Here is a 12,676-nt window from a genome sequence, read left to right as displayed (position 1 = left end):
CCTCCTGAAATATAGAATCGTTTAACCTTTGACCGCCCCGAGCATGACGCCGCTAACGAAATACCGCTGCAGCCACGGATAGACAATCATAATTGGCACAGTTGCGAAAATAACGCTCGCCGCCTTCAAGCTTTCCGGCTGCAGCTTCGCCTGTCCGGTTGCGCCCTCCATTACGAGCAGCTCGCTGACCATGTTGTTTTGAACCAGCTGATAAAGCTTTAATTGCAGCGGATACATCTCCGGGCTCGTAATATACATAAGCGTATCCGTAAAACCGTTCCAGCGCCCTACTGCATAAAACAAGCTTAATGTAGCAATAACAGGCAGCGAAAGAGGTACGATAATGCTAACCAGCGTGCGCAGGTACGAGCTTCCGTCAATCTCTGCTGACTCCTCCAGCGAATCGGGAATATTTTGAAAAAACGTAATTAAAATAATCATATAAAACGGACTAATGAGACCTGGCAGCATAAGCGCCCACATCGAGTCGAGCAAGCCTAAATTACGAACGAGCATATACTCCGGAATAAGTCCACCGCTGAAAAACATCGTAATGATAATAACGAACATGACTAGCTTGCGACCCTTTAATTTCGTTTTGGCAAGCGGATAGGCCGCCGCAATCGTCATTACCATGCACATGATTGTAAATAATACCGTCAGTATAACGGTAAAACCGAGTGAACGAATCATCGATTTATCTGAAAATACCTTGCTGTAGGCATCCCAGTTCATTTCGACAGGAAAAAGGCTGACCTCGCCAGACATGATGGAACGCGTTGAGCTTAACGAAATGGCAATTATATGAAGAAACGGAGCCAAGCATAGCAGCACGAATAATAAAATGGCGATCGTATTGACAATATCAAAGGATCGGCTGGCTTGTTGATCTCTCATGTCTTATCGCTCCTTTCCAATCTGCATCAAAATAAAAGTTTATAATCAAATAATGCTTTGGTCTGCCAGTTTTTTCGATAAGTAGTTGGCGCCTAATACAAACACAAGACCGACAACTGCCTGGAACAAGCCGACGACCGTAGCAAGCGTGTATTGTCCAGATTCAATGCCGATACGGTATACGAAGGTGCTGAGCACATCCGAATAATCCCGTACAGCGGTATTACCAATAATATAAGGACGTTCAAATCCGATGGCGATCATATTGCCCACGTTAATAATAAGGAGGGTAACAATCGTCGGTTTTAAGGATGGCAGCGTAATGCTCCAAATTTTTCTCAATCTGCCCGCTCCGTCGACGTCAGCTGCCTCGAACATCTCCCTGTTGATACCTGTCAGAGCCGCCAAATAAATGATCGTCCCCCAACCCGCGCTTTGCCATACACCAACGATCAAATACGTAATCAACCAATCGTTTTTGTCCGTAAGAAAAGGAATCGCTTCAAAGCCTAGCGAAGTGATGAAATTGTTTACCATACCGGATTGAGTACCAAACACTTGGTAGACGATCCCGCCGATAATAACCCACGAAATGAAATGCGGAATGTACAAAATCGTTTGTGAAATCTTTTTGAACCAAACCGTTTTGAGCTCATACAGCATAATTGCGAGAAACAAAGGAGCTGGGAAAGATACAAGCAGGTCCAAGAAATTAAGCATGAGCGTATTGCGCAGCGTCTTGTAAAAGTCCGCCATTGCGAATACTTCCTTGAAAGCATCAAGCCCTATCCATTCAGAACCATTAATGCCTTGGAAAAAGTTGAAATCCTTAAATGCAATAATGATGCCATACATCGGTCCATATTTAAAAACTAAGAAATATGCAACCGGTAAAATAAGCAGCATATATAATTGCCAGTATCTGCGTAAATACACGCGCATGTTCAATATAATCCACTCCTATCTGCTTGCGATTAAGCTCGGAGACGGGACTTTAGATATATCCATCGTCCCCGAGCTGCTTATTGCAGGCATTCTATTTATTTCATAGCCTCATAAGCTTTCGTGCGTTCATCCAAAATCGCTTGACCGCCGGCTGCCATATAATCCTTCATAATCGATTCAAATGTGCTTTCGAATTGATCCGGCTTCACCATCGTTGTTTTTACGACAATTTCATTGAACTTGTCACGCAGCGCCGCACCATATTTGGCTTGGGCTTCAATCGGATGGTCGAACAAGACAGGCTTAATTGTATCCGATCTAGAAATCGTCAGTGCTTTGCGAGTTTCTTCTTGGAATTTCTCAGGCATCCCTTGAACATATGCTTCAACGTTGCGCTCTGAATCGCCCAACTGCTTTCCGTTGGAGATAATGGCCATGTCACCGCCGTTGTATACGCGGTTTTTCACATCTGTAGGAGCATCTTCATTTAATACCGGGATACCATCCTTCAGTGTGTAATTTTCGCCTGCTACGCCGTTTTGAATGGCAAGCAGATTATCTCCCGAAGCCATCCAATCCAAGTACTTGATTGCTTCAACCGCGTTTTTGCTGCTTTTCGGAATCATGAGATACATGCCAACTGGCGCGTATTCCGGCTTCGGATGCTTGCCCTCAGAATTTGTATACACATCAACGGAGGACAGCTTCGCGTCTGGAATGTTCGTTTGCAGCGTCGAGTACAAGCCATCTGGGTAGAATGGGTTCATATCATCTTCGCTGAAGAAACCGACCAAGCCCTTAGACGCATCCTCGTTCAACTTCTTCTTGTCTTCATCAAGGCTAAAGTCTTTGCTCATTAGTCCTTCGTTATAAAGCTTATTCATGAATTTTAAACCGTCTTTGAAGCCAGGAAGCAGGATCGGAAAGTCATTTGATCCGAGCTGTTGGATCTGCGTGTAGCGCTGTTCGTCAGTAACAGGTTGAATGAAGGACCATAGGAGCGGCTCATATTGAGCAGATGCTAGTGCCATACCGAGCGGAATAACTTTGCCGCCCGTTTGACCCGGATCTTTTTCTTTAAACGCTTTCAAAGTCGTGTAAAGCTCATCTGTCGTTTGTGGCACAGGCAGGCCTAGCTTGTCGAGCCAGTCTTGACGAACGAAAGATGCATATTTCCCCAAATGCGAACGTTTCGCTGGCAGTGCAAATTGCTGGCCTTTATAGTTTCCGTAAGCCAATGTTTCATCACTAAGGAATTTTTTGAGGTTTGGACCATGCTGATCGAGCAGCTCGCTAAGGTCAGTCAAACCGCCTTGCTGAGCGTAACGGTAAAAAGTACCCGAATCATATGTGAATACGATATCCGGAACATCACTTCCGCTCGCCATTAGAACGTTAAGCTTCTGAATTTCCTCCGAACGTGGAATCGGAACAAATTGAACATCAATGTTATTTGGCGTGCCGAAGTTGTCCTGAACGTAATTCGTTAAAAAGTTATTTGTAATAGTCAAACCAGAAGGAGTATTGCCCCGATCGAATACTTCCACCTTAAGTGTAACTTTCTTGCCGGAGGTCGCTTCGCCCCCTGCTGCTTCGTTACCCTTTTCATTGTTGCTGCCGCATGCACCAAGAATCATCGTACCTGCAAGCGTAAGTGCTAACAAAACGCTGGCTTTCTTTTTCCCCTTCACAACTTTCATCATTTGATTCAACCCCTCTTTCTTTTCCTTTATTTTGCTACCTTCACTCGATTATTAACCGAAAAAATGAAGCACATTTGAACGCGCTTTCAATTGTCGCTTGCTAACCGTGATTAGGAAGTGGCCTCAGTATGACACGGTATATAGTACGCTTGCAATAAACCAGTTTCGGAGCGGCAAACCGTTACGCAGAACCCTTGCCCAGTAAGGCTTTTGACGAGTAGAATAGATCATTTTCCCGATATAAACCGTTTTCCATAAACGCCGAAAAAGCCCGTCATAAAGCCATTTCCGATGATAAACTCGATTCGTGCTAAACAAAAAGAAGCAGCCGCTCGAACATGCTTTCCTGTTCGAACTGCTGCTTCTACAAAAAGCTCATCCATTCGCATTTACGTGTGATTGATGAGCTGAACGACTATTTCTCTGCACACATTAGTTTAGAGCTGAAGGACGCATTTTAAGCTTTCGGAATTCGCCCGGCGTTACACCGGTTATTCGTTTGAATACCCGGCCGAAGGTAATGGAGTTCGCATAGCCAACCTGGAGTGCAATACCTTGAATCGTCTCATCGGTATTCACCAACAAGCGCTCCGCTTGCTGCATGCGAAGCTGAACAAGAAAATCAACAAACTTCATATCGTACTCCAGCTTGAACAGGTAGCTTGCATATTTGCCCGATATTTGAAAGCGGTCGCTCAAATGATTGAGGGACAGATCGGGATCGGCGAAGTTTTCCTGAATGTAGGCCTTCATATCCGTTATCATCGTTTTGTAGCTTTTCGTCTCACTCATGGCCACATAAGCATCGTAGAGATCAGCCAAATATTCTAGCAGCAGTTCCTTCATTTCTAACAAAGTCGAGGCTGTCTTTAGTTTGGCAAGCAGCGCAGATGTGCGTTCTCCATCCAAACATTCATTCAATGATTCTGATAAATCCTTCAGCTCACGACTCAGCATTTGCATGAAGAGCTGCATAAGCGAATGAATATCTTCATCTTTGATCGCTTCCGTACTGAGTCGTTTGAACAATTGCTCTAATGTATTGCGCCAGCTTTCATTGGTCAGTCTGAATTCCTGCAAACAATCGGTACACATTTGGATGTAATTGAACGTACCGTGCTGTCTTCCCAGTGGAATATCACCGCTGAACGTAATCGCATCAGTTCCGATGCAGAGCTGATATTCCATACCGGTTAGGGCATCGCGGTAGGATTGTCCGATTCGGCTCCATTCGTTTACGATAGAACCAATCCCAATCGACAATTTAAACCGCAAATGCTCCCCAACCCATTGCCGCGCAACGACAGCAGAAGCCTGAAGCTGATCCTGCATGCGGGAATCGTCATTCGAAACCGCGAACACAAAGGTGATAAGATCCGGCGCCAGCCATTCTCCCCAGCCCTGCAAGCCTTCGTTTTGCGCCAACTCTTGCATGACATTTCCTAGCGCAAATTTTAGAACATTTTGCTCATTAAGCGTGTTTTCAGACTGAAATTCATCGTAACGGTTCAGCTTCACAACCATAACGGCATACCGTCCAGCGTCCGGCAGCAATGCCAGCTTTTGCATCCGCTCGTTCGTATGCCCATTTTGCTCCCCACTAATCAGCTCGTTAAAAAGCTGCCTGCGCTGAAGCATCATGCTTTCACGCTGCTTCTTTTCGTGATCCAACGACTGAACGATTAAATTTTCAAGAGCGCGGTCAATCATCGTTAGATCATCTGTCAGAACCGCTCCTCCGTCGCCGCTCCGCAGCTGCAGCGCCTGTATTCGATTCATCATTAGACGAATCGGCTTATAATTGCGGCGCGTCACCCAAATAATATAAATTATAGCCACTACAAAGGTCAGAACCGCCATAATGACCCATGCATACGAGACGACTGATACCCAACCGAGCAATTGGCCCGCTTGGATACCGCTTTTGAACGTCCAGCCTAAAGAAACTGACTGAATTGTGGTCAGTACGCTGCCGCCGTCGGACACATCTGCGCTATTGTTCACTGGATAGATAAGCTTATCAGCCGTATCTGTAATTCGTATGAAGGATACCTGACGACTCGTCATGTTTTCTATTATTTGCTCAATCGCGTATAAATTCACATTAATGACAAGCAAGCCTTCTTTTCCAAACGGAAAAGGAGCCCGCTTATACATTGTAATGACCCTCACTGGCTTCAGGTGTTCGTATTCACGGTATTCACGGCTTGTCGACCACCCTTGATAATCACGTTTGGCTTTTGCTTGCTGCACAAAATCACGGTCGCCAAACTCATTGAGCTCCGTTTGCCCGCTTTCCGTCAGCACCATATTGTCAGATTCCCTATACAGGTAGATGGATTCGATAAGATCGCTTCCCTCCCTAAGCGAGCGCAAGCTATGAACGACGGCGTATCTGACGTTTGTTTCGATCGATCCATTTAAATATCCCGCATAGTTCGAATTTTTGACCGCCTCATTCATCACATCATACTCCACCCCGCGGATAGCTCGTTCGACACCATCCACCACATAGCCAGTGGTGACACTGTCTGCTTTTTCTGTCTCAGACCGCGATATTTCATTCACCGCAATGAACGATAAAAAAATGATCATTGACACGGTAAGCACCAAAATTGGAAAATAAGATACAAGCAACCGGAAGTACCAGTTGTTAAGCTTAAGCATATTCAACCCCCTACAAAGAGTAAAATTATTGTAAGCGTTACCATTTGTCGTAAAAATCCAAGGTTAAGCGGTTTACTTTGTGATTCTATTGTAGCACAGCCCATCTTGAATCGAAATACTTTTCAAAAGCTGATTAATAAGCATCATGCTGAAGCATTCTCTTTACTTCCTTAAACTAAAAATAAGAGCAGCGGCTGACGAATCGTCGCCACTGCTCTCATATGTTCTTACAGCATCCGTTATTGTACCCCACCGCAGCCATTAAATCCAACGCATCTTAAGCATCGTTTATAATGAATTCCATCATAACGTGTGGTTAATGATAGCATCAATAATCTTATCCCATTCGCAGTGATGAATTTCATGTCCTGAGCCCTCAAGGGTAAGCAGAAAGCTGCTTGGGATCGTGTTCGCAAGTGAAATTCCATGTTCATAAGGAATAATCGGGTCCTCTGTGCCGTGTATGATGAGCGCGGGGACATCGATTTCAGCCGTTCTAGCCAAATAGGAAAAATCGCCTGTCACCACGCTATGATTGTTAATACTCCCCATATTGCTGCTTCTTTCTACCTCCTGTTTAGCCAACTGATATATTCGATTCGCATCGAGTGGATGCTTTGAGCCCACTAGAACTCTCCACTTACTAACTGAAAAAGAAATGACAGCCTCATCATTAGACCAGTCGATCTCTTCAGAATGAGCGAAAAATTGCGCCACCTTCTCTTCCATTGGAGGAAGACCCTCTGCAAAATTGGATGTTGCAATAAGCGAGACGGTAAGCACTCTTTCACGATGACGCAGAGCGAGTATTTGCGTTAGCATGCCTCCCATAGACATACCGACGATATGCGCTTGCTTAATGCTGTAAGCATCAAGTATACCAACCGCATCATCAGCCATATCTTCAAACTTATACCCCGGCTTCCCAAGCTCGTATACGGTAGAACGCCCAACATCGCGGTTATCAAAACGAATAACAAAACGTCCTGCAGCTGCAAGGCGCTGACAAAATTCATCTTCCCACCACACCATTGACGCTTGGGCTCCCATAACGAGCAAAAGAGCTGGATGAGCGGGATCCCCAAAGCTTTCCGTACATATTTTAACACCGTTAATATTTAGTAGTTGTTCACTCATTTTATAATTCCTCCATTACTAAAAATAAAAAACACAGGCCAGTTGGCTGTGCTTCCAGTAATCGAGAATAGGAGCAGCGGCTGACGAATCGTCAACCACTACTCGCATATAACTAAATAAGGTTACCATGAGGTAAACCATTCTCCGATTACTACGCACAGAACATAGCCGTAACACGTCTATTCCATTCCTTGTGCAGAGCTAAAAACCGAAAAATTAGTTTAACACACGTAACCCTCCATTCCTATAAATTGGGTTTATTTTATCATACGCGTTTTTTATCTGTCAAATGATACGCATGGCTGGACTTCAAGCCTTCTCTCGTTAAGTCATATTGTGCAAAGCTAGAACAGCAGCCTGTGTGTCCCGTAAAAACAATACCTGCTTACCATTATTGCATTCATAAATAAAATCTTTCAAGCTCTTGCTTTCATAGGTATCAAAATCTCCAACGATGGCCAGCTTCACCTTATAATTTACATATTTCTGTAAAATCTCGCCTGCAAGCCTGGTTTTGAGCTCAAAGAAATCTTCCGTTATATTTGCTTTTTGCAGCATAATTTTATGACATTCATGATGGTAATTAACAGAAGCCATTAAATCCAGCGCATCTTGAACATTGCAAATAATTAGATCCGGGCTTTCTATAACTGCAACTTTAGAGCTGCCTTGTTGGTCGATAGTTATGTTCATTTTTCATTCGCCTCCAATTTTTAGTGTAGCACTAAATATGCGCATCTGGAGAAAATTCCTTTCACCGTGCTTGGATCTTCGGCCACAAAAATAAAAAGCATCCGGATTTCCGGACGCCTCTCATTTATGAACCACTGTATTTTATAACACCTGCTTGACTGGGCCCTTTTCACTGTGTAGATCCAGTGTCCGTGCAGTCGACGTATGAATTTCGTTTATAAGCTCTGGGTTTTTCAATAGCTGCACACCATAAGAAGGAATCATTTCTTTTATTTTCGGTTCCCACGCCTTCATATGCTGCGGGAAGCATTTCCCCATCAGTTCAAGCATGACGGAAACAGCAGTAGAAGCACCTGGAGATGCGCCTAGCAAAGCAGCGATTGAGCCATCAGCGGCATTAATCACTTCCGTACCAAATTGAAGTGTTCCTTTGCCGGCAGCTGTATCTTTAATGACTTGTACACGCTGGCCTGCTACTACTAGCTCCCAATCCTCGCTTTTGGCATTCGGGACAAATTGGCGTAATGCTTCCATCCGCTGTTCTTTTGATTGCATAACTTCCTTGATCAAATATTGGGTCAATGACATATTTTTCACGCCTGCCGCCATCATGGTGACCAAATTATCCGTTTTTACGGAAGCCAGCAAATCCATCATGGAGCCGTTTTTCAAAAACTTTGGCGAGAAGCCGGCAAACGGTCCAAAAAATAACGATTCCTTCTTGTCGATAAATCTGGTGTCCAGATGTGGAACAGACATTGGCGGAGCGCCAACTGGTGCTTGACCATATACTTTTGCATGATGCTGCGCCACAATCTCCGGCTTCTTACACACCATAAATATGCCGCTTACCGGGAATCCTCCAATGCCCTTTCCTTCAGGAATACCGGATTTTTGCAGCAAATGTAGGCTTCCGCCTCCGCCACCGATAAAGACAAATTTCGCAGTACGGCGCTCGATGGAGCCATTATCTACATTGCGTACTTTCAATTCCCACGAGCCGCCCTCGGCACGTTTAATATCATCCACATTATGCTTGAATTTGATATCGACGTTTTTACTTTTCAAGTGTGTAAACAACATCCGCGTTAAAGCGCCAAAGTTGACATCCGTACCGGATTCGATTCTAGTGGCCGCTATAGGCCCATTCAAAGTCCGTTCCTTCATTATAAGCGGAATCCAATCCAGCAGCTTTCCCGGGTCTTCGGAATATTCCATTCCTTGAAACAAGGGGTTGTTAGACAACGCTTCAAAACGTTTCTTCAAAAACGTTACATCTTTTTCCCCTTGAACTAAGCTCATATGAGGCAATGGCGTAATGAAGTCCCGCGGATTACGGATTAGTTGGTTGTCCACAAGATAGGACCAGAATTGCTTGGAAACCTGATACTCTTCATTGACTTTTATAGCTTTGCTAATGTCTACGGAGCCGTCAGGTTTCTCCACGGTGTAGTTAAGCTCGCACAAGGAAGAATGCCCCGTTCCTGCATTGTTCCATTCGTTAGAGCTTTCTTCCCCTGCGCTTGCAAGTCGCTCAATAACTGTAATTTCCCAGTCCGGTACTAATTCTTTCAGCAGTGACCCCAAAGTCGCACTCATGATACCGGCACCAATTAAGATAACGTCTGTTTTGGTTTGTCTGTTGCTCATTTCTACCGTCCTTACACACTAATATTTGAAGAAAAAATGTAGGCTCTCCAGTTGATCACTATTATTAAAGTATTAAGATATTTACTATTATAAAGCCTTTACATAGCATTCACAACAATAGGTAACATGTTACAAAACGTTTGAACATTACTATTATCATATCACAAAAATCACTCACTGTTAGTACTGATTTTGAACATAGCTGTAACGTTGCAAAATACAACCGTTACAGCCCCTCTCCTGCCATTTCAGCCTTCTAAAAACTGCAATGTCCGTAGGCAATGATAATCAGCGAGACCTTTGGCAAATATTGATAAAATAACATTCGGTTAAGCTCAAGAGTATCATTTTTCAAATAACGGTAAAAATCCCTAAAACGTATTTCTAAAAAGCTATGCTCATGTTCAATATCATAAAATCCAGCACCTTCGATATCGATGAGATAGGGCTCTAATTGGTCCGTAACCAAGATATGATCGGGACCAAGCTCCCCATGTATAAATATAGCGATTTCTAGGCGCGATACGGGCTTCAAGCTCATGCAATTTTTCGAGCAGCCTGCTTTGGTTTACTCTGATACTTTCAATATGATTGACCGCATAGGATAACTGCTCTTTCGCATTTTCCAATTGCAATAAATGACAGCTCCCCAGATGCTCTCCGACTTGATTAGGCTTTCCGTAGCCCCGTCTTTCGTTGGCGTGCATGCCAGTAAGCATATCTCCGATACGCTCAAATAATTGGTCTTGAGCTCTTGTATCGGAGTGTTGAAAATAGTGTTCCGCCTTATGTCCATTTACGTACTCCACGAGGGCGTAATCAAAATGGTAGCGGCTTCTTTCCGTATTTAGATTATAAAGAGCAGGGGTCTGAATGCCCTGTGCTCTTAAATAACGATTATTCATTTCAAATAATTGACTGCCATAGGATTGGTCAGCTATAGAAGCGCATGCTATTTCCTCTTGAAAAAAATTCATGCTAAGATCCCATACATATAAAACGCAGGAAAAGTGATTGGTGCAGTCTATTTTGTAAACGACCTTTTGTGCACCTCCATGCATTTTGGATACATTTGCAACTACATAATCGGTGCCAAAAGTCTTCCCCACATACTCCTGTAAATCATCAAGCTTGAGATGGCAAAATAAATCCACGGAACAACACTCCATTCTTATTCTTTTGCCGGCACCTCAAATTTATTACAAATTTTACCAAAAGTATAGACTGTTTCTTTGCGTTCTGTTATGATGTTGAATAAGTTCTCGAAAAAAATAGCCGTACACAAAAGCATTAATAAAGCGCTGGAACGGGATAAGAAAAACAATTTATAGTGCATTGCATAAAGAAAGCCCAAAGCAAAGCTATTAAAAATAAGTAACCGCCAACAGCTGGCCCCTAAGAGGAGCCGCTCTGGCGGTTACTTATTTTTCAGCTTGTAAAGACTAACGGTTCATCCATCCGCCGTCTACGCAGAGGATGTGGCCATTCATATAGTTCGATGCAGCGGAGGCGAGGAAAATCGCCGGCCCCATCATGTCTTCGGATTCACCCCAGCGGGACGCTGGAATACGGTCGAGAATTTGCTTGCTGCGAACCGGGTCCTCGCGAAGCGCCTCGGTGTTGTCTGTGCTCATGTAGCCTGGAGCAATCGCGTTCACCTGCACATTTTTCGAAGCCCATTCGTTGCCAAGCGCCTTTGTCAGACCAGCAACCGCATGCTTGCTCGCGGTGTAGCCCGGCACATTGATGCCGCCCTGGAACGAAAGCATCGACGCAATGTTGATGATTTTGCCTGAGCCCTGCTCAATCATATGGCGTCCAGCCAGCTGGCTGAGCACATAGACCGAATTCAGATTGACATCAAGCACCGCCTGCCAGTCTTCAAAGCTGTGATCAGCAGCAGGCGTACGGCGGATAATGCCCGCATTGTTGACCAAAATGTCGAGGCGGCCAAGTCCCGCCAGCGTCTGTTCGATAATACCCGGCAGCAGGCTGCGATCAGATACATCGGCTTGAATCGATACCGTTTTGCGGCCAAGCGCCTGAATTTCCTTCTCTACGTCTGCAGGAGGCGTGCTGTTCGTAACCAGCGCAATATCTGCTCCCGCTCTCGCCAAGCCTACAGCAATTGCCGCGCCCAGACCACGTCCGGCACCTGTCACAATCGCTGTTTTTCCTGTCAAATCGAAAAAGCTCATCTCTGCACCATCCTTCTTTTCTACCTGTAAAAATTAGGATTTTTCAATACGCACGCCCTGCTGCTCGTATTTGGCAGCGACAGCCGGATCAATGTGCGAATCGGTTATAATCGTATGGACATCCTTCAACGCGGCGAACGTAAGTAGCGCGCCCTTGTCGAACTTGCTGCGGTCGGCTACGCAATAAATTTCGCGCGAGCATTCCATATAAACCTGCTTGAGCTTGGCAAGCTCTTCGGTGAAAATCGTCAGCCCATACTCCAGGTGAATGCCTGTCGTCGATAAAAACAGCTTATGAACATTCAGCCGCTTGACCCACTCCTGCCAGTCCGTGCCAATGAGCAGATTTTGAAAACGATAGCCGCCGGGAATGACGAGGCGGATCTGCTCCTTTGCCGTCAGCTCGCGAATAATGAGCAGATCATTCGTGAGCACGGTCAGCGGCATGTTTTTGAGCCGCCGCGCGATTTCAAGCGTCGTGCTGCCCGCATCCAGCGCAATAATATCATTTTCAGCAATATGGGTTAACGCCTGCTCGGCGATTGCCGCCTTCTCTTGCTGATGCTTGCTGTTTGGATATTGCAAGGGGAACAAGCTCTCCTCATCTGGAGGAAGCACCGCTCCGCCATGCATGCGCTTCAGCAGCCCCTTCTCCTCCAGCTTCTCCAAATCCTCGCGTACCGTCTTTTCCGTCACCTTGAAACGCTCGCTCAGCTCGGATACTTTGACGCTGCCCTTCTCCTCCAGCTGAATAATAATTTGTCGATGACGTTCAGCGGCAAGCAT

At 45.0% G+C, this 12,676-nt stretch carries 10 protein-coding genes; all 10 read right to left on the bottom strand.

Going from position 1 to position 12,676, the window contains the following annotated elements; all coding sequences use genetic code 11:
• Nucleotides 1-21 precede the first annotated feature (21 nt).
• Nucleotides 22-897, bottom strand: coding sequence for a carbohydrate ABC transporter permease (locus AC50YG_RS16710; RefSeq protein WP_494828118.1), 876 nt, complete (start codon nt 895-897; stop codon nt 22-24).
• A 45-nt stretch (nt 898-942) separates the two neighbouring features.
• The gene (locus AC50YG_RS16705; protein ID WP_494828193.1) at nt 943-1,839 is read right to left on the bottom strand and encodes an ABC transporter permease; all 897 of its coding nucleotides are present in this window, start codon (nt 1,837-1,839) and stop codon (nt 943-945) included.
• 98 nt (nt 1,840-1,937) lie between these two features.
• Nucleotides 1,938-3,542 carry an extracellular solute-binding protein gene (locus AC50YG_RS16700; protein WP_494828192.1) on the bottom strand — a complete coding sequence of 535 codons (1,605 nt, stop codon included), beginning with the start codon at nt 3,540-3,542 and terminating at the stop codon, nt 1,938-1,940.
• Nucleotides 3,543-3,977: 435 nt separating this feature from the next.
• The gene (locus AC50YG_RS16695) at nt 3,978-6,212 is read right to left on the bottom strand and encodes a helix-turn-helix domain-containing protein (protein ID WP_494828117.1); all 2,235 of its coding nucleotides are present in this window, start codon (nt 6,210-6,212) and stop codon (nt 3,978-3,980) included.
• Nucleotides 6,213-6,515: 303 nt separating this feature from the next.
• Complete coding sequence (mle, locus tag AC50YG_RS16690; RefSeq protein ID WP_494828116.1) at nt 6,516-7,349, bottom strand: alpha/beta fold macrolide esterase; 834 nt, start codon at nt 7,347-7,349, stop codon at nt 6,516-6,518.
• Between the two features lie 324 nt (nt 7,350-7,673).
• Nucleotides 7,674-8,042, bottom strand: coding sequence for a DUF4180 domain-containing protein (locus AC50YG_RS16685; protein ID WP_494828115.1), 369 nt, complete (start codon nt 8,040-8,042; stop codon nt 7,674-7,676).
• A gap of 141 nt (nt 8,043-8,183) precedes the next feature.
• Complete coding sequence (locus AC50YG_RS16680; protein ID WP_494828114.1) at nt 8,184-9,692, bottom strand: malate:quinone oxidoreductase; 1,509 nt, start codon at nt 9,690-9,692, stop codon at nt 8,184-8,186.
• Nucleotides 9,693-10,102: 410 nt separating this feature from the next.
• Entirely contained in the window at nt 10,103-10,846 is a 744-nt protein-coding gene (locus AC50YG_RS16675) for a phosphotransferase (protein ID WP_494828113.1), read from the bottom strand.
• 288 nt (nt 10,847-11,134) lie between these two features.
• Entirely contained in the window at nt 11,135-11,890 is a 756-nt protein-coding gene (kduD, locus tag AC50YG_RS16670; RefSeq protein ID WP_494828112.1) for a 2-dehydro-3-deoxy-D-gluconate 5-dehydrogenase KduD, read from the bottom strand.
• A gap of 33 nt (nt 11,891-11,923) precedes the next feature.
• Entirely contained in the window at nt 11,924-12,676 is a 753-nt protein-coding gene (locus AC50YG_RS16665) for a DeoR/GlpR family DNA-binding transcription regulator (protein WP_494828111.1), read from the bottom strand.

The organism is Paenibacillus sp. J31R34, assembly GCF_059383715.1.
The sequence above is the reverse complement of the archived record's forward strand: the minus strand, read 5'-3'. Positions and strand labels throughout refer to the sequence as shown.